The sequence below is a fragment of the Rhodococcus sp. NPDC080181 genome, assembly GCF_040702225.1.
GTDB classification, from domain to species: domain Bacteria; phylum Actinomycetota; class Actinomycetes; order Mycobacteriales; family Mycobacteriaceae; genus Rhodococcoides; species Rhodococcoides fascians.
In genome coordinates, this window is sequence record NZ_JBFBKN010000030.1 from 1 (window position 1) to 25,515 (window position 25,515).

Genomic DNA, 25,515 nt, shown 5'->3' on the forward strand with positions numbered 1-25,515 from the left:
CCCTTTGGCCACCAACACATTCTCTCAGCCGACCACACCAGCCACCACTCAACACGCAGCACACCGAACCAGCTCAAATCGCAACAGCCCGGATCGCGATCGTCGACGCCCATTGTGGACGCTCAGATCAGTGCGATACGCCCAGTGCCGCCAGTGCCATCGTTCGCAACACCGGCCGAGCATTGCGCGACGGCGTCCGGCCCGCGCTGTAGGGCGTGGAGTTGATGAGTCCGAATACCGCGTGCGCCGTGGTGCGCGCATCGGCCTCGTTCAATTCCGGGTCGACGGCACACAAGGTCGCCACCCACAGTTCCACGTACTCGCGCTGCATGCGGCGCACCTTGCGGCGAGCACCCTCAGGGAGGCTCTGCAGGTCGCGATCCTGAATCCGAATGAAAGCCGGTGTCTCGAAAGCGAAGTCGAGGTGGAAATCGACCAGGGCCGACACAGTCTCCTCGTCGACCTTCCGCGAGCCGACCACCTCGCGACCGCCGTCGAGCAGATACTCCGAGATTCCGACCATCAGTTCGACGAGCACCGCCTCCTTGTTCGGGAAGTGGCGATAGACGGCCGGTCCACTGATGCCGACGGCTGCACCCAGATCCTCGAGCCGCACGGAGGCGAACCCGCGTTCGGCGAACAGCGAGGCCGCGGCATCGAGCAGTTGCTGCCGACGTTCGGCTTTGCGTTGCTCACGCACCGTGGCCGGCTTGACCTCGATCTCCTGCACTGCCACCCCCTCGAACCTGGACTCTCGGTTAATCGTAGTTTACTATCATGTCAGTTATCAACGATTAACTGAACCCTGTGTGACACCGACGTCCAACCCCTGAAGGCGTGCATCTCATGGCGATCGATACCGCTGCCAACCGCGCAGATCATCAGCTACTCGCGCAGCAGCTCTCCCAGAAGCTCGCCGTGGCAGCACTCGGCGGTAGCGAGAAGTCCCGGGAACGGCACATCGCCCGCGGCAAGCTGCTCCCCCGCGACCGCGTCGACGAACTCCTGGATCCGGGTAGCCCGTTCCTCGAGATCGCACCGCTGGCGGCCAACGGCCTATACGACGACGAGTGCCCCGGGGCAGGCGTGATCGCCGGCATCGGTCGCGTGGCCGGTCGAGAGTGCATCATCATTGCCAACGACGCCACCGTCAAAGGCGGCACCTACTACCCGATGACGGTGAAGAAGCACCTGCGCGCGCAGGAGATCGCCCTGCAGAACACACTGCCGTGCATCTACCTCGTCGACTCCGGCGGCGCATTCCTCCCGCGTCAGGACGAGGTGTTTCCTGACCGCGACCACTTCGGACGCATCTTCTTCAACCAGGCGACCATGAGCGCCAAAGGAATTGCGCAGATCGCCGCCGTGATGGGCTCGTGCACTGCGGGTGGGGCATACGTGCCTGCAATGAGCGACGAGGCCATCATCGTCAAGAATCAGGGAACCATTTTCCTCGGCGGCCCGCCCCTGGTGAAAGCCGCGACCGGCGAGGTCGTCACCGCCGAGGAACTCGGTGGCGGAGATCTGCACTCGAAGGTCTCCGGAGTCACCGACCATCTGGCAGACGACGACCGCGACGCATTGCGCCGCGTCCGGAAGATCGTCTCCACCCTCGGGCCCCGCACGCCGCGGCCATGGGATGTCGTTCCCACCCGCGACCCGATCGTCGACCAGAGCGAGATCTACGACGTCGTCCCCACCGACCCACGCACCCCGTACGACGTGCGAGAGGTGATCACCCGGGTGGTCGACGCAGGCGAATTCGACGAGTTCAAAGCCGAATACGGCAAGACACTCGTCACCGGATTCGCCCACCTCCACGGCCATCCCGTCGGAATCATCGCCAACAACGGTGTGCTGTTCGCCGAATCTGCGATGAAGGGCGCACATTTCATCGAACTCTGCGACAAGCGCAGCATCCCACTGGTGTTCTTGCAGAACATCACCGGCTTCATGGTCGGCCGAGACTACGAAGCCGGCGGCATCGCCAAACACGGCGCGAAGATGGTCACCGCAGTGGCCTGCGCCCGCGTTCCGAAGATCACCGTCGTCATCGGCGGCTCCTACGGTGCAGGCAACTACTCCATGTGCGGCAGAGCGTATTCCCCGCGTTTCCTGTTCATGTGGCCGAACGCGCGGATCTCGGTGATGGGCGGTGAACAGGCGGCGTCCGTCCTTGCCACCGTCCGAGGTGACCAACTGGATGCGTCGGGCAATCCGTGGTCGGAGCAAGACCAGGAGGCCTTCAAAGCTCCGATTCGTGACCAGTACGAAAGTCAGGGCAACCCCTACTATTCGACGGCCCGGCTGTGGGATGACGGCATCATCGACCCCGCCGACACCAGAACTGTTCTCGGACTGGCACTCTCGGCGTGCGCCAATGCGCCGCTCGAGCCGGTCTCCTACGGCGTTTTCCGGATGTGAGAGAGATGACCACGATGTTGGACACCATTCTGATCGCCAACCGCGGTGAGATCGCGGTACGCGTCGCTCGAACGTTGCGCCGCATGGGCATTCGGACCGTCGCCGTCTACAGCGATGCGGACGCCGACGCCCGGCACGTCCGCGAAGCCGATACCGCGGTACGACTCGGCCCTGCCAGCGCACGTGAGAGCTACCTCGACATCGACAAGGTGATCGCCGCCGCGAAAGCCACCGGCGCACAGGGAATTCACCCCGGCTACGGCTTCCTCTCGGAGAACTCCCACTTCGCTGCGGCCTGCGCCGAAGCCGGAATCGCCTTCCTCGGGCCGCCGGAGAAGGCCATCGAGGTGATGGGCGACAAGATCGCCGCCAAGGCCGCGGTCAGCGCTTTCGGTGTCCCGGTTGTACCCGGCATCTCCCGACCGGGACTGTCCGACGACGACCTCGTCGCCGGTGCACCCGACGTCGGATTCCCGGTCCTGGTCAAACCGTCCGCAGGTGGCGGCGGCAAGGGCATGCGTCTGGTCGAGCGCGCCGAGGATCTGCCCGCCGCGCTGGCCAGTGCCCGCCGCGAGGCGGCCTCCTCGTTCGGCGACGACACGCTGTTCCTCGAGCGATTCGTGTTGCGTCCCCGGCACATCGAGGTGCAGATCCTCGCCGACGGTCACGGCAACGTCATCCACCTCGGTGAGCGTGAATGCAGCCTGCAGCGACGCCATCAGAAGGTCATCGAAGAAGCGCCGTCTCCACTGCTCGACGCGCAGACCCGAGCGCGTATCGGCGAGGCTGCCTGCAACACCGCTCGCAGCGTCGACTACTCCGGCGCCGGCACCGTCGAGTTCATCGTCTCCGCCGATCATCCCGACGACTTCTTCTTCATGGAGATGAACACTCGACTCCAGGTGGAACACCCGGTGACCGAGATGGTGACTGGCATCGACCTCGTGGAGTGGCAGGTCAGGATCGCCGCCGGCGAGTCACTGACGCTGAGTCAGAACGATATTCGACTGACCGGGCACGCCATCGAGGCGCGCGTCTACGCCGAGGATCCCGGCCGCGGATTCCTCCCGACCGGCGGCACCGTCGTCGGGTTGCGCGAGCCCACCGGCACGGGCATCCGCGTCGACTCCGGTCTCGCCGTCGGCACCGAGGTGGGCAGCAATTACGACCCCATGCTCTCGAAGGTCATCGCGCACGGCCCCGATCGCACTACAGCGCTGCGCAGCCTGGATCGTGCGCTGGCCGATACCTCGGTACTCGGCGTCGTCACCAACATCGAGTTCGCTCGATTCCTGCTCGCCGACACCGAGGTCCGTGCCGGCAATCTCGACACCGGCCTACTGGACCGCCGCGTCGAGGATTTCGTTGCCGCCGACGCCCCCGACGAGGCGATGATCGCCGCAGCCACCGTCGCCTGGCTCGATACGTGGCAGGAGGCGGGCCAGGACATCTGGGCAACGCCGTCGGGCTGGCGGGTGGGAGCGCACGCACCGTTCCAGCTCCGGCTGACATCCGGCACTCGGACCGCGCACGTGTCCATCACCGGGACCCTCGATGCGGCGACGGTCGTCGTCGACGACGAAGAACCGCGCCGACTGCGGGCCTCCGCTACCGAGGATTCCATCGACCTCGTACTCGATGATCGACGCGATTCGATGACCGTAGCCCGAAACGAATCGTCCACCTGGGTATCCAGCTCACGCGGCACCTGGAGAATCGATCGAATCGCCGAACCCAATGTGCGCGAGGACGACACGCAGTCCGGCGACGCAGAGATCCTCTCGCCGATGCCGGGTTCGATCATCGCGATCGGAACGACCTCCGGTAGCGCCGTCACCGCAGGCACGGCCATCGTCGTCGTCGAGGCGATGAAGATGGAACACACCTTGACCACGCCCATCGGCGGCACCGTCGAACTCACAGTCGCAGTAGGAGATCAGGTCCGCGTCGACCAGGTCCTCGCCCGCATCGTTCCCACCGACACCGAAGAGGACAAGTCATGACCGAACATCTGTCGTCGTCCAATCTGCCCGACGAATACCAGCAACTGGTCAAATCCGTGGCGGACTTCACCCGCACCGTCGTCGCGCCGGTCTCGGCGAAACACGATGCCGAGCACTCCTTTCCGTACGAGGTGGTCGCAGGGATGGCCGAGATGGGCCTCTTCGGTCTGCCCTTCCCCGAGGAGTACGGCGGCATGGGCGGAGACTACTTCGCCCTGTGCCTGGCACTCGAAGAGCTCGGCAAGGTCGACCAGAGCGTCGCGATGACGCTCGAGGCAGGCGTCTCGCTCGGTGCCATGCCCGTCTACCGTTTCGGCAACGACGAGCAGAAGCAGCAGTGGCTACCCAAGCTCACCGCGGGCAAGGCACTGGCTGCCTTCGGTTTGACCGAGCCGGGTGCCGGTAGCGACGCGGGCGGCACCAAGACCACCGCCAAGCGCGACGGCGGTGACTGGATCATCAACGGCAGCAAGCAGTTCATCACCAACTCCGGAACCGACATCACCGAACTGGTGACCGTCACCGCTGTGACCGGCGTCGACGAGACAACAGGACGCAAGCAGATTTCGTCGATCCTCGTGCCCACCGACACTCCCGGGTTCGTGGCCGAAGCGGCGTACAACAAGGTCGGCTGGAATGCCTCGGACACACACCCGCTCAGCTTCACCGATGTACGAGTCCCGCAGGAGAACCTGCTCGGCCAGGAAGGCCGCGGGTACGCGAACTTCCTGCACATCCTCGACGAGGGCCGGATCGCGATCGCTGCCGTATCGGTCGGTGCGGCTCAGGGTTGCGTCGACGAGAGCGTCAAGTACGCCAAGGAGCGCGAGGCGTTCGGCGCTCCGATTGCCCGCAATCAGGCGATCTCGTTCAAGATCGCCCGCATGGAGGCACGCGCACACACCGCACGGACGGCGTATTACGACGCGGCGGCACTGATGTTGGCGGGCAAGCCGTTCAAGAAGGCCGCGTCCATCGCCAAGCTCGTGGCCTCCGAGGCTGCGATGGACAACGCCCGCGACGCGACGCAGATTCACGGCGGCTACGGATTCATGAACGAATACGTTGTCGCCCGTCACTACCGCGACAGCAAGATCCTCGAAATCGGTGAAGGCACCACCGAGGTTCAGCTGATGCTCATCGCCCGGAGCTTGGGGCTATGAGCGACAAGCGCATTCGGCAACGCGGCCTGTGGTTCGAGGAGATGGAGCTCGGTACCGTCTACGAACATCGCCCCGGCCGCACCATCACCGAGGCCGACAACACATCGTTCACCACACAGACGATGAACACCCAGGCCCTGCATCTCGATGCCGCCTACAGTGAGACAACATCTTTCGGTCAACGGCTGGTGAATTCGATGTTCACCGTGTCCACCCTCGTCGGATTGTCGGTGACGCAGCTGACCCAGGGCACGATTGTCGCCAACCTCGGCTTCTCCGAGGTCTCCTTCCCGAAGCCGCTGTTTCACGGCGACACCCTCTACGCGGAGACGGTGATCTCGGACAAGCGCGAATCCAAGTCCCGCCCCGGCGAGGGAATCGTGACGTTCACCCACACCGGTCGAAATCAGCACGGTGACGTCGTAGCGATTGCCGTCCGCAAGACTCTCGTCCGGATGCGGCCCGAGGACGACGCGTCGTGACCTGGATTCCCCCTGGCCCGGCGTGGCTGTTCTGTCCCGCTGATCGACCCGAGCGATACGAGAAGGCAGCGGCCCGAGCCGATGTCGTCATTCTGGATCTCGAGGACGCTGTCGGTGCCGCGGACAAAGCCGGCGCTCGCGAGTCCGTGGTGTCGACACCGTTGGACCCGTCGCGCACCATCGTTCGAGTCAACGCGCACGGCACCGAAGACCAGGCTGCCGACCTCGACGCGTTGCAGCGCACCGAGTACACGACCGTCATGTTGCCCAAATGTGAATCTGCCGGTCAGATAGCAGCTTTGGAACCGCTGAATGTCGTCGTACTGATCGAATCTCCGCTCGGCGCGATGACGGTCTTCGACGCACTCGCAGCCGACAATGCCATCGGTGCCATGTGGGGTGCCGAGGATCTGGTCGCTGCGATGGGCGGGAATTCGAGTCGACTGAGCGACGGCCGCTACCGCGATGTCGCACAGCATGTTCGATCGCAGACCTTGCTGGCCGCCAAGGCGCGGGGACTGTTCGCGTTGGATTCGGTCTACCTCGACATCCCCGATCTCGACGGGGTGCGCGCCGAGGCCGACGACGCTGTAGCCGTGGGCTTCGACGGCAAAGTGGCCATCCACCCCAGCCACATCCCCGTCATTCGCGAGGCCTATGCGCCCACGGTCGAGGAAATCGATTGGGCCAGGGCCGTACTCGACGCCGTCGAGCACAATCGCGGGGTGTTCGCCTTCCGAGGTCAGATGGTGGACGCACCGGTGCTGGCCCATGCTCGACGCATCGTCGCCCGCCGACCGATGTAGTTGCAGACGCCGATTAACGGCAGGCGCTGTACGGTGGCTGTACGAGCATCGGCACGGAAGGCGCAGCAATGACGGCGAAGGACCCCGCTCTGACGGCGCTCGCCCAGAACTGGCTGGCGTTGTCGGTCCTGCACGGTCGCATCGAGAGCCGCATCGAGAAAGCTCTGCAGGCCGGCCACAACCTCAGCGCTCGCGAGTATTGGCTGCTCGACGTCCTGGCACGTCAGCACGACGGGGTGGGCGGACACCTGCAGATGAAGCAGGTGGCCGACGCCGTCGTCCTGAGCCAGAGTGCAACGACCCGTCTGGTCACCCGCCTCGAGGACCGCGGACTGCTCACCCGTTATCTCTGCCCCACCGACCGCCGCGGCATCTACACCGACGTCAGTGACGAAGGCCTGGCTCTGCTCGAGGCAGCGCGGCCGACCAACGACGCGGCCCTGCGTGAGGCCCTCGACGAAGCAGCACGCGAACCGGACCTCGTACCCCTCGTCGACGCCGTCCGCCGATCTGCGAACTGACGTCAACCCAGCTGTTCGACGACCGTCCGAGTCGTATCGGCGACAAGGGCGTTCATGGCCGGTGAGTCCTCCGCGCCCGACGTCGTAGCACTGAGGACGACGAGCAGGATCCTCTGACCTTCGGGTCCGAGCACCAGGCCCGCGTCGTTGGAGACACCGTAGCTACCGGTTCCGGTCTTGTCGGCCGACGTCCACTGCGGGGGAATGCCCGCGCGGAATCGGGCCGTGGACGTTTGTGTGCCCGCCATCCAGTCCAGCAACTGCTGTCGTGATGCCTGCGTCAGTACGTCTCCGTCGAGCAGGGTCCGATAGCCGGCGGCCATCGAGTTCGGAGTTGTGGTGTCCAGAGGGTCGTCGGGGATGGCCGTGTTCAACTCCGGCTCGGTGCGATCGAGTCGAAATTCGGTGTCGCCGAGCGATCGCGCGAAGTCGGTGAGCGCCGCTGTGCCACCTGCTTCACGTATCAGCAGATTGCCGGATGTGTTGTCGCTCTTCGTCAACGCTGCGGAAGCGAGATCTGCGATGGTGACGACCGAGCCGGGTGCCCAATCGACGGCCGACTTGGGCACCTTGTCCTCTGCGGCGATTGTTCTGGTGTCGGTCAGCTGCAGCCTGCCTGCGTCGACGGCGGCGAGTACGGCCCCGACGGCATACACCTTGAACGTCGAGCAGAACGCGAAACGTTCGTCACCGCGATAACTCTGGATGGATCCGGACGTGAGATCGAGTGCGCTGACGCCGAGCCGAGCGCTGTCCCTCGCCTCGAGCTGGAAATATGGCTGTTCGGCCATCGCCTGATCGGTCGCGGTCCGAGATGTACTCGCTGGGGATTGCGGTGGTTCGGTAGTGGCCGTCGAGGAGCACGCGATGCCTGCCGTCAACGTTGCCGCCGCGATCACGGTGATCAGTCGGGTGGATGTCGAGGTACGCATGGGGTCATGCGATCACAGAACCGTCGGTACGTAGCTACTGGCCCCACGCCCTTTCATTCCGCTTTCGGCCCAGCAGCTGTTCGCGGGCTCGAGCGCCTGGTCGCGAAAGCCGACCACGCGGGTGCGTGGAACCTTCAGCTCCATTATCGTTACTTCTGGTACGTAACGGAGGCCTCAATCGACCTCGAACGAGCCGCCCGGACGACAACAATCAGGAGGCACCTTATGAACGCCACCACACGCGCGATACTGAGCCCGGTCGTCGGTGCCGTCGTCGCGCTGGCAATTATCTGGGGCGTCGGCGGAGACATTCCGCTTTGGCGAGCCGCATCGATGGTGCTGGTCGGTGCGGGCGTCGTCTTCGCACTTAATTTTGCGTGGGAATCCAATCCCTGGACCGAGAATCCCACAAGCGACGAGCACGAGGAGGTCACTGCCCGATAGAGGAACACTGCGAGAGGATCACTCGACTTTCGACGGTGCCTCCCGCCCTGTAACCGTCTAAGTACGGGCGGGATTTCCCACGCTCACTGCGCGGTCCACGTCGGATCGCGTTTCTGCAGGAATGCGGTGATTCCTTCGACGACGTCCTGCGTGGTGGTGAGTCGATCCAATTCCTGACGGTTCTGTGCCCACGAATCTTTCTCGTGCGCGATGGCACCGTCGGTGATACGTCGGGCCAGACGCTTGGATGCGCGCACCGCCAGCGGAGCGCCTTCCGCGCAGAGCCGAGCGAGTTCGAGCGCGGTGTCGAGGACCTCGGTCGGGGCCACAACTCTGTTGACCAATCCCCACCGTGCGGCTTCCTGCGCGGAGATCGGCTGTCCGGTCAAGATCATCTCCAGGGCAATGTGTTCCGGCACCGCGGACATCAGCCGAAAAGCGCCACCTGCACCGGCGATGAGACCACGCCGGATCTCGGGCAGTCCGAACACGGCCGTGTCCGACGCGACGACCATGTCCGAGACCAGAGCTATCTCGGTTCCTCCTCCCATCGCCGACCCGTTCACGGCCGCGATGACCGGGACCGAGATCGGGTGTTGCACAATGCCGGCGAACCCCCAGTGTTCGGTCTCGGGCGGGGTCACCGCGCCGGGTCCTCCGGTGCCGAGGGCCTTCAGATCGGCACCGCCACAGAAAGTCGCCGATCCCGCGCCGGTCAGGACGATGGCTCGGATGTCTCGATCTGCCTCGGCGGACTCCCACGCCTCCCCGAGCAACGTGTGCACGCGGGCATCGATGCTGTTGGCAGCTCGCGGTCGGTTGATGGTGACGACGAGTACGTGACCTTCCCGCCTGGTCAGGACGACAGGTTCGGCGCTAGCTGCTTCGGACACGAATGTTCCCCTCGATGGTGTCGACAGTGACTGTGGTCCCGATGATTTCGCGTGCCGGGTCGGTTCGATACAGAGACAGCGCACGGGCGCTGGCCGTGTCCCCGGGTGCCGTCTGTGCGGCGACGCGTCGCCCCCGCTCGTCTCTCGCGACGAGGAACGCCTGGTTCGGTTCCTGCTGCCGAGAATGCTCGACGGACACTGTCTCCACCACGAGAGTCCCGTCCTGTACAGGTGCACGAGGCGGTGAATCCGGCGTCAGCACTGCGGGTTCGGGATTTCCGACGTAGCCCAGTGGGTGCTGGTCGCCACCGAGCAGCACCGAGTGGTGATACGTCATATAGCCACCGTTCGCGTGCACCAGTGCGCAGTTCTTGCCGCCGCGAATCTCGCGGACGGATGCGGTGATCGAATGCAGCGAATGGCTACTGAGGGGACCACCGAAGGACGAATGACCACCGGTCACACTGGGTACCAATGATTTCGGCGTTCCGAGGTGTCGGGTGGCGAGGGTCGGCACGATCGGGAAGCAGCTGTACACGTCGACCACGTCGAGTTGTTCGACTCCGATCTCCGCGGCGCGCAAGGCTCGGTCCATCGCATCCTCCATCGCTGGAGACCGGCCGAAATCGCTGCGGTCGAGAATGTCGACCGAATCCTCGGCACCCGCACCGCCCCAGACGAACACGATGTCGCCCTCAGGGACACCGCGTTCTCGGGCTTCGGCCAAGCTGGTCACCACGATGCACGCTGCCTGGTCGACGAAGGGCATGGCGTTCATCGACAACGGATACGGCTCGCACACGATGCGGTTCTTCGGCGACGGCGTGCCGATGTCGGCAGCCGTCCGCACTCGCCCGTTCCACGAGTACGGGTTCTTCTGGGCGACAACCGAAAACTCCGCATACAGGTCGCTGCACTCGGCCAGTCGAGACTCCGGATCCAGTCCGGCCTCGAATCTGAAGCGGCTCTCGAACAGGGGATAGATCCGAACCGGAGTGATCAGTCCGGCCTCTTGCATTGCGGCACTTCCGAGTTGATCGAGGTCGAAGGTGGGCGGACCTCCCGGGTCCGCGCTCCATCCCCCATCCCGCACGGGCTCTCGCCCGGCCTTGACCAAGGCGCCCATCGAGGCCTGCGCTTCACCGCCCGCGATCACCGCTACCGTCGACTCCCCGGACGCAATGCGCGAGGCTGCGCGATCGAGAAGGCGTGCGGGCCACTGGCCACCGATCGGCGCGTCGAACACATCTGTGGGGGTGGCACCGAATCTACGGGCCAGCGCAGCGGCGGGACTGGCGTAAGCCCAGCTGGCGATGTGGCAGAACGTGATGCTGTCCGCTCTGCGAATCCACGGCTCCGACGTCGGCGAATCCTGGAGTGCCTCGGTGGCAGCGCGGGTGATCAGTTCCATGGGTTCGACGCCCATGGGTTCGCCGCGGCCGCTTGTCTCACCGATAGCCACGATCACCGGAACACGTCTCGGATCCACCGTCGACGCCTCGTGGGGTACTGAACTCATGACCGGGAACCTATTACAGACACAGATTGTCCGCAATGCCGGGTAGGTGCCACAATCCCTGGGTGACCGACAAAACCAGGAGCCGACGGGGTAGGCCGCGTGATCCTGATCTGGAGGACCGCGTCTACGACGCAGTGCTCGAGGTCTACTGGGAGAAAGGCTGGTCGGGTTTCACACTCGACGCCGTTGCCCGCCGCGCGTCCGTCGGCAGGGCGGCGCTTTATCGGCGCTGGGAATCGAAGGGGGCCTTGGTCGTCGACGCGCTGGACGCTCGAAGTCCGCTCGCGACACCGATCGACCTCGGCAACCTGCGGGCGGATCTCGTCGAATTGGCGGTGCAGCTTCTGCAGGGCTACCGAGGAACGGCCGGTCTCGTCAGCCTGCGCGTCGCCCTCGATGCGCGGGTGCACCCCGACCTACTCGGGCACATGATCGACACACTCAACCGAAGCCGACTGGTTGCGGCCCGGCTGATCGTGCACCGAGCCCAGAAACGGGGCGAATTACCCGAGTCGGCCGATACCACCAGGATTCTCGAACTGGTAACCGGAGCGGTTCTCAGCCACGTCATCTTCTCGCATCACACCGATGCCGATCGAGGCGACACCGAGGACCGCGTCTACGCAGAAAGTCTGGTCGATGCTGTGCTCGGTGGTGTGTAGCTCCGGTCGTGCGCGTTTTGCGCGCCTCCAGGTACGCAAAACGCGCACGAGGGAAGCTGCTCAGAACGCGTGGGCACCGACCAGAGCCGGCATCGGCACCACGAAGAGGTCTGCGGTGGCGATGCGTCGCACTGCGCGGTGCAGGGTGACCGACTGCAGTAACCCGTTGGCGTCCACCGTGTAGTCGACCTCGAGCACTCCCGCGGCGGTACCGATTCGGATGGTTCCCGGACGGCCGGACCCTGCGTTGGCAGTGACGACCCCACCGATGACCGTCGCCGCTGCGGCCACGGCCACCGCGGAGGTCAGTCCGATCGCCGGGTGCGGGGCCATCATCGAGAGCATGCGTACCGAGATGTCGTAGTCGGCGGAGGCAACGTGCTCACCCGTCGTCGTCACGTACTCCCGCGGCGGGCCGACGATCCCGACCTTCGGAATGGCATGCGAGACAGGTTCTTCGGGCTTGCTGAGCCCCATCCGCAGAGCGGCCTGTCGCCGTAGCGCGATGAGGGTGGGGACGTGAGCGGCGACGACGTCGTTCGTCTCCGACCCGGTCAGCCCGAAATCGGCGGCGTCGAACAATGCGGCGGGTGCGCCCGCTCGAACGAACGTTCCGCGGAACTCGTTGCCGCCGAATGCGACTCGATCGACCTCTGCGCCGGTGGGAAGCATCGTCACTCGATCCGAGGCCGGATCGGTGAAGGTCAACCCCACCGGGACGCCGAGTGCCGTGGTGCCGGGGACGGACGCGTCACCCTCGGCAGGAATGCGTCCGCCGGGGGTCGCGATCTCCGCCGCCAGAATCGCGCCGGTGTTCTCGTTGCGCATCCGGACCACGGTGACGTGGTCGTCCACGGCGACGAGACCGGTCTGCACGGCGTAGAGGCCGATCGCCGTCGCACAGTTTCCGCAGTTGCTGCCCCACTCCACGGTGCGGTTCTCGATGGCAACCTGAGCGAACAGGTAGTCGACGTCGATACCGGCTGCGCTGGAGCGTCGCACGATGGCGGCCTTGGAGGTGGTGGAGCTGCCGCCCCCGACCCCGTCGAGCTGACGCGGGTCACCCGAACCGAAGGCCGCGGTCAGGATGTTGTCGAGACCGCCGGCGTCGGCGATGTACGGGTCGATGTCGACCGCGTTGAACAGCCAGCACTTGCTGGTGCCTCCACGCATCCACGTTCCACGAAGAGTGAACATCTGGTGTGCCTTCCGATCAGGATCCGATGCTTCCACCCTGCGACAGAGGATGGTCAAGCACAATTACGAAATATGTTCAGTCCGTGCAGCAGCGCTTAACGTGCTCGCCTCGGTCAGAACAGCTCGGGCACGACCACCAGGATCAACCAGCACAGGGCCGGCGCGATGGCGACGACGATTCCTGCATTGAGCAGCAGCTGACGGTAGAAGCGCGGGCGCTCGATGTTCTGAGCGTTGGCCAGCACCAGCGCACCGTTGGTCGAGAAGGGCGAGACGTCGACGACGGTGGCCGAGATGGCCAGAGCAGCGACGACTCCGACGACCGGCAGTGCACCGGTTCCCAGCAGCGGCATGGCCAGCGGGATGACGGCGGCCAGAAGGGCGGTTGAGGACGCGAACGCCGAGGTGATGCCGATGACGTAGCAGAGCACGATGGCCACGATGATCGGAGCGCCGATGGTGATCGCCATTTCGGCCAGGTGATCGATGGTGCCCACTTCTTGCAGGATCGAGATGTAGGTGACCATGCCGGCGACCAACAGAACCGTCGACCAACTGATGTCTGCGATCGCCTCGTTCTGCTTCTTCAAATCCGTGAACGCCAGGACCGCTCCGGCTCCGATGGCGATGAAGCTGATCGGCAAGTGCAGTACGAGAACGAGTACCAGGAGTGCGCCGATGAGGAAGAGCGTGAGCTTCTGGACGAACGTGACCGGGGCCGGGGCGTCGACCAGGGTGGTAGTGGTCGGACGAGTGAGCACCTGGGTGCTGCCGCCTGCCGAGCTGCCGCCGCCGGTACCGCCGCCGGTGGGGACGGACGTCTTGACCGGCGTTCCGCCGACGGGGCCACTGCCGGGAGCGGGGTCGGTGGACCCCGTTGCGGTGTACTCGAAGCCCTTCATGCGGGCCAGGGCCGCGTAGCCGACAACCGTCAGCACCGAGAGCAGCAGGTTGATGCCGTAGCTGGCGAAGAACAGCGTCCACGGGTTCAGGGCGAGGCCGTTGTTCTCGACGATGTCGCGAACCAGGACACCGGAGACGGAGATCGGGGAGAACGCGCCTGCATGGGCACCGTTGATGACCATGATGCCCATGACCAGCGGGCTCATGCCGGTTCGAGCTGCGAATGCCATGGCTGCAGGCACGATGAGCGCCACCGCGGCGGGGCTGAAGGTACCGAGTGCAGTCAGGACCGAGGCGACGAAGAAGAACACCCACGGAACCACCGTCACTCGACCGTGCACCGCTCGGATGCAGCTGTTGACCAGAAGATCGATGGTGCCGTTGCGTTTGGCCATGCCGAAGAAGTAGGTGACTCCGACGATGGTCAACACGATCGAGCTGGGGAACTCGTTCAGAATTTCCTTGTCGTCGAATCCCAGCGCGAAGTATCCGACCACGAAGGCACCGATGAAGCCGAGGATGCCGATGTTGATCGGAAAGAAGGTTGCGATCACGAACATCGCAACCAATGCGATGAGCGGGAGGATCTCGATGGAGGTCATGGGCGTCTTTCAGGTGGCTGGTAGGTGCTCGGTTACATCCGCACTCGAACGTTGTCCCAGTCACACTATTGACGTCCGCCTTTTAGGACAATATCGTTTTGCTACCTGGCCGTTTAGCTCAGCTGAAAGATAGACGTATGAACCACACCTTCGACGTCGTGACGTTGTTTCTTCTTCTCGACATCGCCGAGGCCGGATCGCTGACGGCCGGTGCCGAGCGGGCGAACATGACCCCCTCCGCGGCGTCGCAGCGCATCAGCAAACTCGAACACGGCATCAAACAACCGGTGTTGACCCGCCTGCCACGCGGCGTACAACTCACCGAAGCCGGCGAAATCCTCACCAGCCGCGCCCGGCTGTTTCGACGGGAGATGCGCGCCGCGAGCGGCGACCTCGAAGCGATCCGAGGGCTCGAACGCGGTTCGGTGCGGCTCGGCTCGTTTCCCACGGTCAGCGCGTCACTGCTCTCCGACGCGTTGAAGGACTACCACTCACGATGGCCCGGCGTCGACGTCCGCGTGCGATCGGCGGTCCGCCCGCAGTTGCTCGACATGCTGCATTCGAGCGAAATCGACCTGGCGCTGCTGTGGAGCTACGCCTGGACGGAGGAGGCAGAACGATCTCTGTCACTCGAACCGCTGATGGAAGACCCCACTGTGCTGCTGCTGCCGATCGACGACGATCGGGTCCAGCACGACGTGTCGCTGCACGACCTTCGTGACGCACGATGGATCATCCGCAGCAACGACCACCCGGCTGCCGAAGTTCTCTATCGCAGTTGTCGCGTAGCAGGATTCGAGCCCGACGTCGTCTACGAGGCCCACGACTATCAGGAGATCGAGGCCATGGTGGCTGCCGGTGTCGGAATCGCCATGGTGCCCGGGTTGTCGGTGATTCACCATCGACCCGACGTCACCACCATCGACTTCCCCGACACGGATCGGGTGCCGACGCGCGTCATCTACATCGCGTCACTCGCCAGGCGTCAGTACACCCCGGCGATGTATGCCATCTCGACCGCGCTGCGCGGTGCCGCCGAGCGCATCGCGGCGGCGACTACAACAGTTCCCTGATCGCGTTCTCGAAGCCGGTGACGTGTTCGAGGGTCAGTTCGGCAGCGGTATCGGCGTCGCCGTCGATGATCGCCTGAAGCAACACGACGTGCTCACGGACATGGCCGGCCACGTTCGGCAGTCGGTCGAGAAACAGGCACCAGATGCGCGTGGCGTGCGCGTCGAGGCTGACCAGAATGTCTTCGAGGTGAGGATTGCCCGACGCCCGATAGATCTCTCGATGCACCGCAACATCTTTGCGCAGCACCTCGCGTGAATCGTCGGTGTCGTCGATGCTCGCGATGGAGGCCGCGAGCTCGGCCAGCCGGTCTCGAGCCGCCCGTGTCGCGGTCCGCGCCGCACGAGCCGAGGCCGCCGGCTCGAGCTGCTTGCGGATCTCCGAGATGTTGGCCAGGTCGGTCATGTCGACGGCGGTCGCGAAGGTTCCGCGTCGGGGATACGCGACGACGAGGCGCTCACGTTCGAGTCGTTTCAGACCCTCACGAATCGGTGTGCGCCCCAGCCCCAATTGCTCGGCCAGGCGGTCGTCGTTGATCGGTTCACCGGGACGAATTTCAAGCATGATCAGCTGCTCACGCACTATTTCGTAGGCTCGATCGGCATTGGTTCCGACAAACTGCGTTGCATCCATCACCGGCTGAATTTCGATCGTCATCTTGTCTGCTCACTCCCGGTCGACGCCCCGCCCTTGACGGCTCTGCTTTGTGATCTTACTCTATTGGCATCTTGATATATCAGTTCCAGATCATTGATCTTCCAGAAGGGCGGCCATCGTGACGCAGGACTTCGCACCGACGGCGACGGCACCGCACCCGAGAGGCGTGACGAACCGAGTACTCGCCGATCTCGACCCCGAGGTGCACCGCGCGATCAGTGCCGAGCTCGGCCGCCAGCAGAACACCTTGGAAATGATCGCGAGCGAGAACTTCGCACCATTGGCCGTCATGCAGGCGCAGGGTTCGGTACTGACGAACAAGTACGCCGAGGGCTACCCCGGCCGGCGCTACTACGGCGGATGCGAGAACGTCGACGTCATCGAGCAACTCGCGATCGACCGGCTCAACGCCCTGTTCGGGTCGTCGTTCGCCAACGTGCAGCCGCACTCGGGTGCGCAGGCGAATGCCGCTGCCATGGCGGCACTGCTGCAGCCGGGCGATTCGATTCTCGGTCTCGCACTCGCCCACGGCGGACACCTCACGCACGGCATGAAGCTGAACTTCTCGGGCAAGTTGTACGACGTCTCGGCCTACCACGTCGGCGAGCACGACCACCGCGTCGACATGGAAGAGGTGGAGCGCCTCGCCCACGAGCACCGTCCCAAGCTGATCATGGCCGGTTGGTCCGCCTACCCGCGCCACCTCGACTTCGCCGAATTCCGCCGCATCGCAGACGAAGTCGGTGCCTACCTGATGGTGGACATGGCGCACTTCGCCGGCCTGGTCGCCGCCGGACTGCACCCGTCACCGGTACCGCACGCGCACGTGGTCACCTCGACGACGCACAAGACGCTCGGCGGACCGCGCGGCGGCGTCATCATCACCAACGACGCCGCGCTGGCGAAGAAGTTCAACTCCTCGGTCTTTCCCGGTCAGCAGGGCGGGCCCCTCGAACACGTCATCGCCGGCAAGGCCGTCGCCTTCAAACTTGCTGCCGAAGAGGACTTTCGGGAACGGCAGCAGCGCACCCTCGAAGGCGCGAAGATCCTGGCCGATCGACTGTTGACCGACGACGCAGCAGCCGCAGGCATCGACGTGGTCTCGGGCGGCACCGACGTCCACCTCGTTCTCGTGGACCTGCGCAAGTCCGAACTGGACGGCAAGCAGGCCGAGGACCGACTCCATCACGTCGGAATCACCGTGAACCGCAACGCAGTTCCGTTCGATCCACGGCCGCCCATGGTGAGCTCCGGAGTCCGCATCGGCACCCCGGCCCTCGCGACCCGCGGCCTGGACGCCACGGCGTTCGCCGAGGTCTCCGACGTCATCGCCCACGCGTTGCGTCCCGACACCGACGACCGCGGACTCGATGCACTGCGAATCCGGGTCGAAGCCGTCGCCGCGCAGTTCCCCCTCTACTCCGACCTGACGGAAGGCTACCGATGACCGCCCCCGCAACCCCTCCGGGCGCACATCTGCCCGACCATCCGGACTTCCTGTGGCGCAACCCCGAGCCGAAGAAGTCCTACGACGTCGTGATCATCGGCGGCGGCGGACACGGCCTGGCCACCGCGCACTACCTCGCCAAGAACCACGGCATCACCAATGTTGCTGTGCTGGAGAAGGGGTGGCTCGCCGGCGGAAACATGGCGCGCAACACCACCCTCATCCGGTCCAATTACCTGTGGGACGAGAGCGCGCGCATCTACGAGCACTCGCTGAAGCTGTGGGAAGGGCTCGCCGACGACCTCGACTACCCCATCCTGTTCAGCCAGCGCGGCGTCCTCAACCTCGCGCACAGCCTGCAGGACGTGCGCGACAGCGTGCGACGCGTCGAGGCCAACCGACTCAACGGCATCGACGCTCAGTGGGTCGACCCCGACGAGGTCAAGAAGCTGTGCCCGATCGTCAACATCTCCAGCGACATTCGCTACCCGGTGCTCGGTGCGACGTACCAGCCACGCGCCGGCATCGCCAAGCACGACTACGTCGCCTGGGGATTTGCCCGACGCGCCGACGCGGCCGGTATCGACATCATCCAGAACTGTGAGGTCACCGGCTTCACCACCGACGGCAACCGCGTCACCGGGGTCAAGACCACGCGTGGCGACATCGCCACCGGCCAGGTCGCGCTGTGCGCGGCCGGGCACACCTCGACGCTGACGGACATGCTCGGCATCAAGACTCCGCTGCAGAGCCATCCGCTGCAGGCCCTCGTCTCGGAGTTGCTCGAGCCCGTGCATCCCACGGTCGTCATGTCGAATGCCGTGCACGTGTACGTCTCTCAGGCCCACAAGGGCGAACTGGTGATGGGTGCAGGCGTCGACTCCTACAACGGCTACGGCCAGCGCGGTGCGTTCCACATCATCGAACGGCAGATGGCAGCTGCAGTCGAGTTGTTCCCCGTCCTCGCTCGCGCGCACCTGCTGCGCACCTGGGCCGGCATCGTGGACGTCTGCCCCGACGCCTCCCCCATCGTCGGACGCACCCCGTTCGACAACGTGTTCCTCAATTGTGGCTGGGGTACAGGCGGATTCAAGGCCACCCCCGGTGCCGGTTGGTGCCTGGCCGACACCATCGCCAACGACGAGGTGCACGAGTACATCGCACCGTTCAGTCTGGACCGATTCGTCACCGGCGCGCTGGTGGACGAGCACGGTGCCGCAGGCGTGGCGCACTAGTTTCTCCGCCCCGACACACGCAGCACCCGAACGAGAAATCTTGGAGTGGCAATGCAATTGATCGAATGCCCGTGGTGCGGGAGTCGAGAAGAGACCGAGTTTCACTACGGCGGCCAGGCGCACATCGCCTACCCCGAGGACCCCTCGGCCCTCACCGACGAACAGTGGGCGCATTTCGTGTTCTTCCGTGACAACCCCAAGGGGCTCTTCGCGGAACGGTGGAGCCACAGCGCGGGCTGTCGGCGATGGTTCAACGCCGTGCGGGACACCGCCACCTATCGAATCCACAGTGTCTATCGCCTCGACGACCCGAAGCCGGTGAACCCATGACCGCATTCCGCACCGCATCCGGCGGCCGCATCGACCGCACGAACACCTTCGAATTCACGTTCGGCGGCTCGGCCCTGCAGGGACATCCCGGCGACACGCTGGCGTCTGCGTTGCTCGCCAACGGTATTCATCAGGTCACCACCAGCATCAAGCTCGGTAGGCCGCGAGGATTCACCGCAGCGTGGGCCGAGGACACCGGCGGACTCGTACAGATCGAGGAGCCGTTCCCCGAGCCGATGCTGCTCGCCACGACGATCGAGCTGTACGACGGCCTGGTCGCTCGGGGCATCCCCGGACAGGGGCGTCTCGCCGAGATCTCCGACTCCGCCAAGTACGACGCCATGCACGCCCACGCCGACCTGTTGGTCGTCGGAGCCGGCCCGGCCGGTCTGACGGCCGCTATGGTCGCCGCCCGCAGTGGCGCTCGCGTGGTCGTCGTCGACGATCAGAGCGAGTTCGGCGGCTCCCTGCTCGGCTCCGACGACGTCATCGACGGACGGCCGGCCCTGGACTGGGTTGCCGACGCGGTGGCCGAGTTGTCGACCTTCCCCAACGTGACGTTGCTGCGCCGCACCACCGCGTTCGGTTCCTACGACGACGGCTTCGTGCTCGCCCTCGAGCGCCGCACCGATCACCTGGGCTTGGAAGCTCCTGCAGCGCTGAGCCGTCAGCGAGTCTGGCGTATTCGCTCGCGTCACATCCTGGTGGCCACCGGCGCCCACGAGCGGCCCGTCGTCTTCACCGACAACGACCGACCCGGAATCATGTTGGCGCACAGTGCACGTACGTTCCTGCATCGCTACGGCGTGACGGTAGGAACCGAGGCCGTGGTGTTCACCACCAACGACAGCGCGTACAAGGCAGCCGTCGATCTGCACGACGCCGGGGTCCGCATCGCGCGCATCGTCGATGCCCGCTCCGAGGCACCGGAACACTGGCTCGGCCTGTGCCGCGAGCGCGGTATCGAGGTGCGCACCGGCAGCGTCGTATCCGGCACACGCGGCGACACCCGCGTCACCCACGCACTGGTCACCGGAGCCCACGGTGCCACCGACACCGTGGCGTGCGACGTACTGCTCGTCAGCGGCGGTTGGAACCCCGCCGTCCACCTTTTCAGCCAGGCCCGCGGAAAGCTTCGCTACGACGGCGAACTCGGCGCGTTCGTCCCGGCGGACGACGTCGAGGGCATCAGCGTCGCCGGATCGGCCTCGGGAGTGTTCGATCTGGCCGGATGCCTCCGCGACGGCAACTCGGCCGCGGCAGGCGTGCTGACCCGTCTCGGCTTCGACATCGCCGAAACACCGCCTCCAGCAGCCGAATCCGTGCCGATCACCGAGTCACTGGTGCTGTGGCGGGTGCGCGACGACTTCGGAGCCGACAGTCAGTTCGTCGACGTGCAGCGAGACGCGACGGTGGCCGATCTGGTCCGCGCCGTCGGTGCAGGCATGTCGTCGATGGAACACATCAAGCGCTACACCACGATCGGCACCGCGCACGATCAGGGCAAGACCTCCGGTGTGGTGTCCTCGGGCATCGTGGCGGAACTGCTCGACAAGCCGGTGGAGAACCTGGGCACCACCACCTTCCGACCGCCGTACACCCCGGTGGCGTTCGCGGCGTTGGCCGGCCGCAACCGCGGCATGGCCTTCGACCCGGAACGGGTTACTGCAGTTCATGATTGGCACGTCGCACGCGGCGCGGTCTTCGAGGACGTCGGACAGTGGAAGCGGCCCCGCTACTATCCACTGCCCGGCGAGGAGATGCACGACGCCGTGCTCCGCGAGTGCGCGGCCGTGCGTTCGAGCGTCGGCATGCTCGACGGTTCGACACTGGGCAAGATCGACGTACAGGGCCCCGACGCCGGTGTGGTGCTGGACATGTTCTACACGAACATGATGAGCAACTTGAAGGTCGGCATGGTTCGCTACGGCGTGATGTGCGGTGCCGACGGCATGGTGATCGACGACGGCACCGTGATGCGGTTGGCGGACGACCGATTCCAGGTGTTCACCACCACGGGCGGCGCAGCAGGAATGCTCGACTGGATGGAGGAGTGGCTGCAGACCGAGTGGCCGCACCTGGCGGTTCGGCTGACGTCGGTGACCGAGCAGTGGGCCACGTTCCCCGTCGTCGGACCGCGCTCCCGCGACCTCGTCGGCGAGATCTTCCCCGAGCTCGACGTCTCCAACGAGGCGTTCCCGTTCATGGCCTGGCGTGACGCCTCGGTCGACGGTGTGCCGGTACGCGTGGCGCGCATCAGCTTCTCCGGTGAACTGGCCTTCGAAGTGAACATCGATTCTTGGCACGCCCACGCACTGTGGTCGCGGCTGATCGATGCGGGCGAGAAGTACGGCATCACCCCGTACGGCACCGAGACCATGCACGTGCTGCGGGCCGAGAAGGGCTACCCGATCGTCGGCCAGGACACCGACGGGACCGTCACCCCACAGGACCTCGGTATGAGCTGGGCGGTATCGAAGAAGAAGCTCGACTTCATCGGAAAGCGCTCGTTCGACCGTGCCGAGAACCGGAACCCGTTGCGCAAGCAGTTCGTCGGTCTCCTGCCCGTCGATCGGGAGACCGTCCTCCCCGAGGGCTCGCAGATCATCGAGCACTCCGAGAGCGGCGTCCTCCCCGAGCTTCCGGTTCCGATGCTCGGCCACGTCACGTCGAGTTACGCCAGCGCAGAATTGGGCAGGCCGTTCGGGCTGGCCCTGCTCGAGGCCGGGCGTGACCGACTCGGCGACATCCTGCACGTCCCGGTGGGCGACACCCTCGTCGCCGTGGAAGTCACCGGCTCCGTACTCGTCGACCCGGAAGGTAACCGCCGTGATGGCTGACCGACTCGCCGCCAGAAGCCCACTCGCAGAAGCAGTTCTGCCGGACTCGTCTGCTGTACGCATCGTGGAGGAGCCGTTCCTGGCCGGGATCGACCTGTGGGTCGACCCGAGCGGGCCGGGCGGTGCCGCTGCCTCGGCCGAGCTCGGCACCGAGCTGCCCGGCCCCGGACGCGTTGCCGAGGGCACGAACACCACCGCGATCTGGCTCGGCCCGGAGGAGTGGCTGGTGATCGGGGCGGGCCTCGATCCGGTCGAACTCGAACACCGTCTCGGCTCGGCCGTTCGTGAGCATCGCGGTGCGGCAACCGATGTGTCCGCACAGCGAACCAGACTGCGCCTGAGCGGTTCCCGGGCCCGCGACGTGTTGGCGAAAGGGTGCTCGATCGATCTGCACCCCCGCGTCTTCCCGGCCGGGTCGACGGTACAGACGATGCTGGCGATGGCAGGCATGATCCTCATTGCCTGTGACGACACCGGAACGGACTATCGAATCCTGGTGCGCTCGTCGTTCGCACGCTATCTCGCAGCCTGGCTGACCGACGCGGCCGAGGAATACACCGACGCCGGCTGAGTCGGACCACCGAACCCGACGCGAGAGAAAAGGTGACCGCAGTGCTCACGACCGTCTCCACGGCAACCCGGGCAGCCGATGCCCGCGACCGGCTGCTGACCCGGTTGACGACCTCGCATCCGGTCGTCTGCGGAATCGTCAACGTCACCCCGGATTCGTTCTCCGATGGCGGCCGCTTCCTGGACTCGGATCGTGCTGTGGCGCACGCTCTGTCGATGGTCGACGAGGGTACCGAACTGCTCGACATCGGCGGTGAGTCGACCCGGCCGGGGGCCACCCCACCCACCGTCGACGAGGAGATCGAACGAGTCGTACCGGTGATCGACGCCCTGTCCAGGCTTACCTCGACACCGCTGTCGGTCGACACCTCACGGCCAGAGGTGATGCGAGAGGCGGTGCGCGCCGGGGCGAGCGTCATCAATGACGTTCGTGCTCTTCGTCTTCCGGGCGCACTCGCCGCAGCTGCCGAACTGGACGTTGCCGTGTGCCTGACGCACATGCAGGGCGAGCCGGCGACGATGCAGCATTCCCCTCGGTACGGCGACGTCACGGCAGAGGTCTGCGAGTTCCTCGACGACCGGGCCGCCGAATGCATCCGAGCCGGAATCCCGGCGTACCGCATCCTGGTCGATCCCGGATTCGGATTCGGAAAGACTCTCGAGCACAATCTGCAACTGCTGCAGAGCCTTCGGGCGCTCACCGCGGCCGGGCGACCGATCATGGCGGGTCTGTCGCGGAAGGGAATGATCGGTGCCATCACCGGCCGAGAGGTCGACGGCCGACTCGCCGGATCACTCGCCGCCGCGATCTTCGCGGCCCAGAACGGGGCGTCACTCCTGCGGGTTCACGACGTCGCCGCCACCATCGACGCACTGGCCGTGATGCGGGCAGTGCGGTCGCTCGACGTACTGCCCTCACACCCAGGTCAATCCACGACGAATGCCGAGGCCACCTCATGACCGCATCCCTCTCCTCCGCCCGTCGGCTCTTCAGCGCCGAGCACGGTTGGATGGCCGTCGACCCGTTCGGCTCACCGGCCCAGACTCCGAGCCGTGTGGGTGTGACGCCGGCAGCGTTGGCCGACGCGGCCGACATCGTCGGCGTCGATCTTCCGTCGGTACGTACCGTGCTCACCGCCGGTGATGCGTGCGGCACTATCCACACGTCCGCCGGCTCGGTCACGGTGTACGCCCCGGCCAGCGGCATGGTCACGATCGTCAACCCCGCTGTGCGCGAGGACCCGTCGCTCGTCGCTGCCGATCCACTCGGTGCCGGCTGGCTGTTCGCGGTCCTGACTCCTGCGGCCTCGTCGTTCGACGACCTGACCATGCGCGAGCCGACCGGCGCAGTTCGGACGACCTCATGACCATCAGTGTGTTCGACCTCTTCTCCGTCGGAGTCGGCCCCTCGAGTTCGCACACCGTCGGACCGATGCGCGCGGCCGCCCGATTCGTCGACGACCTGCGGACGATGTCTGCGTTCGACGACGTTCGAGAGTTGGCTGTCGACCTGTACGGCTCGCTGGCTGCGACCGGAGCCGGCCACGGCACCATGACCGCCGTACTGTTGGGCCTGGAAGGCCATGCGCCCGAGACCATCACGACCGAGGTCATGGAAGAACGGCAGGCATCGATGGCGGCCACCGGCCGAATCGTCTTCGGTGGTCACCGAGAGATCGACCTGGCGGTCGACGACATCGTGCTGCGTCCGTTGACGGTATTGCCGTTCCACCCGAACGGGATGAAACTGACTGCCCGCGCAGCGGATTCGACCGAACTGCACAGCGAGGTGTATTTCTCCGTCGGTGGCGGTTTCGTGGTGACCGAGGCCGAAAGCGTCGAGGCCGTCGCACCCCTCGCCTCCGCGAACGGATTCGCGTCGGCCAAGGAGTTACTCCAGCTCTGCGAGCGGCGACGCTGCAGCATCAGTGACGTCATGACCGAGGTCGAGCTCGAACGCCGCACGCACGATGAGATTCGGGACGCGTTGCTGCACATCCGTGACGTCATGGTCGAGTGCGAGGTTCGCGGCATCTCCCGCGACGGCTACCTTCCCGGCGCGCTGGGAGTGCGGCGTCGAGCACGGGACTGGTTCCTGCGGCTCGATGCCGAGGATCCGAACCGTTCGAGCGAATTCGCCGAGGACTGGGTCAATCTCGTCGCCCTCGCAGTCAACGAGGAGAACGCCTCCGGCGGACGAATCGTCACGGCACCCACCAACGGCGCGGCCGGCATCATCCCGGCCGTGCTGCACTACGCCACTCGCTACACCGCCGCTGGGATCGCAGATCCCGACGGCAGCACGGTGCGCTTTCTGCTCACCGCCGGCGCGATCGGATCGCTCTACAAGGAGATGGCGTCGATCTCCGGTGCCGAAGTGGGCTGCCAGGGCGAGGTGGGTTCGGCGGCGTCGATGGCCGCAGCCGGTCTGGCCGAGGTACTGGGCGGCACACCCGAACAGGTGGAGAACGCCGCCGAGATCGCGATGGAACACAGCCTCGGTCTCACGTGCGACCCCATCGGCGGGCTGGTGCAGATTCCGTGCATCGAACGCAACGCGATCTCGGCGGGTAAGGCCATCAATGCCGCACGAATGGCATTGCGCGGCAACGGCACCCACCGCGTCAGCCTGGACCAGGTGATCGAGACGATGCGCTCCACCGGTGCCGACATGCACTCGAAGTACAAGGAGACCTCCAGCGGCGGCCTCGCGATCAACGTGCCGGTGAACTTCGTGGAGTGCTAGAGGCCGAGAACTTTTCTCCACCGCCACACAACGACGAGGGGCCCGTACCGATTCGGTACGGGCCCGTC

24 protein-coding genes are annotated in these 25,515 nt (G+C 65.4%); 17 read left to right on the plus strand and 7 right to left on the minus strand.

The window, feature by feature from the left end; genetic code table 11:
• Positions 1-127: 127 nt before the first annotated feature.
• Positions 128-736 carry a TetR/AcrR family transcriptional regulator gene (locus tag AB0O58_RS23515; protein WP_201010498.1) on the minus strand — a complete coding sequence of 203 codons (609 nt, stop codon included), beginning with the start codon at positions 734-736 and terminating at the stop codon, positions 128-130.
• A 110-nt stretch (positions 737-846) separates the two neighbouring features.
• Here AB0O58_RS23515 and AB0O58_RS23520 point away from each other — a divergent pair, with 110 nt between their 5' ends.
• The 6 genes from AB0O58_RS23520 (at position 847) to AB0O58_RS23545 (ending at position 7,399) form a co-directional block, all read left to right on the plus strand.
• Complete coding sequence (locus tag AB0O58_RS23520; protein ID WP_032373648.1) at positions 847-2,424, plus strand: carboxyl transferase domain-containing protein; 1,578 nt, start codon at positions 847-849, stop codon at positions 2,422-2,424.
• Between the two features lie 5 nt (positions 2,425-2,429).
• The gene (locus AB0O58_RS23525) at positions 2,430-4,427 is read left to right on the plus strand and encodes an acetyl/propionyl/methylcrotonyl-CoA carboxylase subunit alpha (RefSeq protein WP_366238862.1); all 1,998 of its coding nucleotides are present in this window, start codon (positions 2,430-2,432) and stop codon (positions 4,425-4,427) included.
• Entirely contained in the window at positions 4,424-5,590 is a 1,167-nt protein-coding gene (locus tag AB0O58_RS23530; RefSeq protein ID WP_027494717.1) for an acyl-CoA dehydrogenase family protein, read from the plus strand. The genes AB0O58_RS23525 and AB0O58_RS23530 overlap by 4 nt, the downstream gene beginning before the upstream one ends.
• Entirely contained in the window at positions 5,587-6,072 is a 486-nt protein-coding gene (locus AB0O58_RS23535; protein WP_027494718.1) for a MaoC family dehydratase, read from the plus strand. The genes AB0O58_RS23530 and AB0O58_RS23535 overlap by 4 nt, the downstream gene beginning before the upstream one ends.
• A complete protein-coding gene (locus AB0O58_RS23540; protein ID WP_287451766.1) occupies positions 6,069-6,878 on the plus strand; it encodes a CoA ester lyase in 810 nt (269 codons plus the stop codon). The genes AB0O58_RS23535 and AB0O58_RS23540 overlap by 4 nt, the downstream gene beginning before the upstream one ends.
• A 68-nt stretch (positions 6,879-6,946) precedes the next feature.
• A complete protein-coding gene (locus AB0O58_RS23545; protein WP_032373551.1) occupies positions 6,947-7,399 on the plus strand; it encodes a MarR family transcriptional regulator in 453 nt (150 codons plus the stop codon).
• Positions 7,400-7,401: 2 nt separating this feature from the next.
• Here the strand turns inward: AB0O58_RS23545 and bla are convergent, their stop codons facing one another.
• The gene (gene bla / locus AB0O58_RS23550) at positions 7,402-8,331 is read right to left on the minus strand and encodes a class A beta-lactamase (protein ID WP_287451764.1); all 930 of its coding nucleotides are present in this window, start codon (positions 8,329-8,331) and stop codon (positions 7,402-7,404) included.
• 225 nt (positions 8,332-8,556) lie between these two features.
• Between bla and AB0O58_RS23555 the strand changes: the two genes are divergently transcribed.
• Positions 8,557-8,775, plus strand: coding sequence for a hypothetical protein (locus tag AB0O58_RS23555; protein WP_287451763.1), 219 nt, complete (start codon positions 8,557-8,559; stop codon positions 8,773-8,775).
• An 83-nt stretch (positions 8,776-8,858) separates the two neighbouring features.
• On the opposite strand, the gene AB0O58_RS23560 is transcribed toward AB0O58_RS23555, so the two are convergent.
• The gene (locus AB0O58_RS23560; protein ID WP_032373554.1) at positions 8,859-9,668 is read right to left on the minus strand and encodes an enoyl-CoA hydratase-related protein; all 810 of its coding nucleotides are present in this window, start codon (positions 9,666-9,668) and stop codon (positions 8,859-8,861) included.
• Positions 9,652-11,187, minus strand: coding sequence for an acetyl-CoA acetyltransferase (locus AB0O58_RS23565; RefSeq protein WP_283550988.1), 1,536 nt, complete (start codon positions 11,185-11,187; stop codon positions 9,652-9,654). The genes AB0O58_RS23560 and AB0O58_RS23565 overlap by 17 nt, the downstream gene beginning before the upstream one ends.
• A 62-nt stretch (positions 11,188-11,249) precedes the next feature.
• Between AB0O58_RS23565 and AB0O58_RS23570 the strand changes: the two genes are divergently transcribed.
• A complete protein-coding gene (locus AB0O58_RS23570) occupies positions 11,250-11,849 on the plus strand; it encodes a TetR/AcrR family transcriptional regulator (RefSeq protein WP_032373556.1) in 600 nt (199 codons plus the stop codon).
• A 60-nt stretch (positions 11,850-11,909) separates the two neighbouring features.
• On the opposite strand, the gene AB0O58_RS23575 is transcribed toward AB0O58_RS23570, so the two are convergent.
• Positions 11,910-13,046 (minus strand): PrpF domain-containing protein, encoded by a 1,137-nt coding sequence (locus tag AB0O58_RS23575; protein WP_032373649.1) that lies wholly within the window; start codon positions 13,044-13,046, stop codon positions 11,910-11,912.
• A 113-nt stretch (positions 13,047-13,159) separates the two neighbouring features.
• Positions 13,160-14,551, minus strand: coding sequence for an SLC13 family permease (locus AB0O58_RS23580; protein ID WP_032373557.1), 1,392 nt, complete (start codon positions 14,549-14,551; stop codon positions 13,160-13,162).
• A gap of 137 nt (positions 14,552-14,688) precedes the next feature.
• Here AB0O58_RS23580 and AB0O58_RS23585 point away from each other — a divergent pair, with 137 nt between their 5' ends.
• Positions 14,689-15,624 (plus strand): LysR family transcriptional regulator, encoded by a 936-nt coding sequence (locus tag AB0O58_RS23585; protein WP_032367892.1) that lies wholly within the window; start codon positions 14,689-14,691, stop codon positions 15,622-15,624.
• Here the strand turns inward: AB0O58_RS23585 and AB0O58_RS23590 are convergent.
• Entirely contained in the window at positions 15,608-16,279 is a 672-nt protein-coding gene (locus tag AB0O58_RS23590) for a GntR family transcriptional regulator (protein ID WP_027494729.1), read from the minus strand. The genes AB0O58_RS23585 and AB0O58_RS23590 overlap by 17 nt on opposite strands.
• Positions 16,280-16,445: 166 nt before the next feature.
• On the opposite strand from AB0O58_RS23590, the gene glyA reads away from it, so the two are divergent.
• The 8 genes from glyA (at position 16,446) to AB0O58_RS23630 (ending at position 25,447) form a co-directional block, all read left to right on the plus strand.
• Complete coding sequence (glyA, locus tag AB0O58_RS23595) at positions 16,446-17,726, plus strand: serine hydroxymethyltransferase (protein WP_032373558.1); 1,281 nt, start codon at positions 16,446-16,448, stop codon at positions 17,724-17,726.
• A complete protein-coding gene (locus AB0O58_RS23600) occupies positions 17,723-18,961 on the plus strand; it encodes a sarcosine oxidase subunit beta family protein (protein ID WP_032373559.1) in 1,239 nt (412 codons plus the stop codon). The genes glyA and AB0O58_RS23600 overlap by 4 nt, the downstream gene beginning before the upstream one ends.
• Before the next feature lie 51 nt (positions 18,962-19,012).
• On the plus strand, positions 19,013-19,291 hold the full coding sequence (locus tag AB0O58_RS23605) for a sarcosine oxidase subunit delta (RefSeq protein ID WP_027494732.1): 279 nt from the start codon (positions 19,013-19,015) through the stop codon (positions 19,289-19,291).
• Positions 19,288-22,131: a 2Fe-2S iron-sulfur cluster-binding protein gene (locus AB0O58_RS23610; protein ID WP_366238863.1), complete on the plus strand. Its 2,844-nt coding sequence runs from the start codon at positions 19,288-19,290 to the stop codon at positions 22,129-22,131. The genes AB0O58_RS23605 and AB0O58_RS23610 overlap by 4 nt, the downstream gene beginning before the upstream one ends.
• The gene (locus AB0O58_RS23615; RefSeq protein ID WP_032392912.1) at positions 22,124-22,702 is read left to right on the plus strand and encodes a sarcosine oxidase subunit gamma family protein; all 579 of its coding nucleotides are present in this window, start codon (positions 22,124-22,126) and stop codon (positions 22,700-22,702) included. Before AB0O58_RS23610 ends, AB0O58_RS23615 begins: the two co-directional genes overlap by 8 nt.
• 92 nt (positions 22,703-22,794) lie before the next feature.
• A complete protein-coding gene (gene folP, locus AB0O58_RS23620; RefSeq protein WP_155289520.1) occupies positions 22,795-23,661 on the plus strand; it encodes a dihydropteroate synthase in 867 nt (288 codons plus the stop codon).
• Positions 23,658-24,068, plus strand: coding sequence for a glycine cleavage system protein H (locus AB0O58_RS23625; protein WP_045841503.1), 411 nt, complete (start codon positions 23,658-23,660; stop codon positions 24,066-24,068). Before folP ends, AB0O58_RS23625 begins: the two co-directional genes overlap by 4 nt.
• On the plus strand, positions 24,065-25,447 hold the full coding sequence (locus tag AB0O58_RS23630) for an L-serine ammonia-lyase (RefSeq protein WP_366238864.1): 1,383 nt from the start codon (positions 24,065-24,067) through the stop codon (positions 25,445-25,447). The genes AB0O58_RS23625 and AB0O58_RS23630 overlap by 4 nt, the downstream gene beginning before the upstream one ends.
• Positions 25,448-25,515: the final 68 nt, after the last annotated feature.

What these genes read in the sequence shown, in the direction of transcription:
- AB0O58_RS23525 (WP_366238862.1), top strand. Translation starts at nt 2,430, where the DNA reads ATGACCACGATGTTGGACACCATTCTGATCGCCAACCGCGGTGAGATC.
- AB0O58_RS23575 (WP_032373649.1), bottom strand. Translation starts at nt 13,046, where the DNA reads ATGTTCACTCTTCGTGGAACGTGGATGCGTGGAGGCACCAGCAAGTGC.
- bla (WP_287451764.1), bottom strand. Translation starts at nt 8,331, where the DNA reads ATGCGTACCTCGACATCCACCCGACTGATCACCGTGATCGCGGCGGCA.
- AB0O58_RS23605 (WP_027494732.1), top strand. Translation starts at nt 19,013, where the DNA reads ATGCAATTGATCGAATGCCCGTGGTGCGGGAGTCGAGAAGAGACCGAG.
- AB0O58_RS23600 (WP_032373559.1), top strand. Translation starts at nt 17,723, where the DNA reads ATGACCGCCCCCGCAACCCCTCCGGGCGCACATCTGCCCGACCATCCG.
- AB0O58_RS23555 (WP_287451763.1), top strand. Translation starts at nt 8,557, where the DNA reads ATGAACGCCACCACACGCGCGATACTGAGCCCGGTCGTCGGTGCCGTC.
- AB0O58_RS23520 (WP_032373648.1), top strand. Translation starts at nt 847, where the DNA reads ATGGCGATCGATACCGCTGCCAACCGCGCAGATCATCAGCTACTCGCG.
- AB0O58_RS23630 (WP_366238864.1), top strand. Translation starts at nt 24,065, where the DNA reads ATGACCATCAGTGTGTTCGACCTCTTCTCCGTCGGAGTCGGCCCCTCG.
- AB0O58_RS23585 (WP_032367892.1), top strand. Translation starts at nt 14,689, where the DNA reads ATGAACCACACCTTCGACGTCGTGACGTTGTTTCTTCTTCTCGACATC.
- AB0O58_RS23565 (WP_283550988.1), bottom strand. Translation starts at nt 11,187, where the DNA reads ATGAGTTCAGTACCCCACGAGGCGTCGACGGTGGATCCGAGACGTGTT.
- AB0O58_RS23610 (WP_366238863.1), top strand. Translation starts at nt 19,288, where the DNA reads ATGACCGCATTCCGCACCGCATCCGGCGGCCGCATCGACCGCACGAAC.
- AB0O58_RS23625 (WP_045841503.1), top strand. Translation starts at nt 23,658, where the DNA reads ATGACCGCATCCCTCTCCTCCGCCCGTCGGCTCTTCAGCGCCGAGCAC.
- AB0O58_RS23545 (WP_032373551.1), top strand. Translation starts at nt 6,947, where the DNA reads ATGACGGCGAAGGACCCCGCTCTGACGGCGCTCGCCCAGAACTGGCTG.
- AB0O58_RS23580 (WP_032373557.1), bottom strand. Translation starts at nt 14,551, where the DNA reads ATGACCTCCATCGAGATCCTCCCGCTCATCGCATTGGTTGCGATGTTC.
- AB0O58_RS23530 (WP_027494717.1), top strand. Translation starts at nt 4,424, where the DNA reads ATGACCGAACATCTGTCGTCGTCCAATCTGCCCGACGAATACCAGCAA.
- AB0O58_RS23590 (WP_027494729.1), bottom strand. Translation starts at nt 16,279, where the DNA reads ATGACGATCGAAATTCAGCCGGTGATGGATGCAACGCAGTTTGTCGGA.
- AB0O58_RS23615 (WP_032392912.1), top strand. Translation starts at nt 22,124, where the DNA reads ATGGCTGACCGACTCGCCGCCAGAAGCCCACTCGCAGAAGCAGTTCTG.
- AB0O58_RS23535 (WP_027494718.1), top strand. Translation starts at nt 5,587, where the DNA reads ATGAGCGACAAGCGCATTCGGCAACGCGGCCTGTGGTTCGAGGAGATG.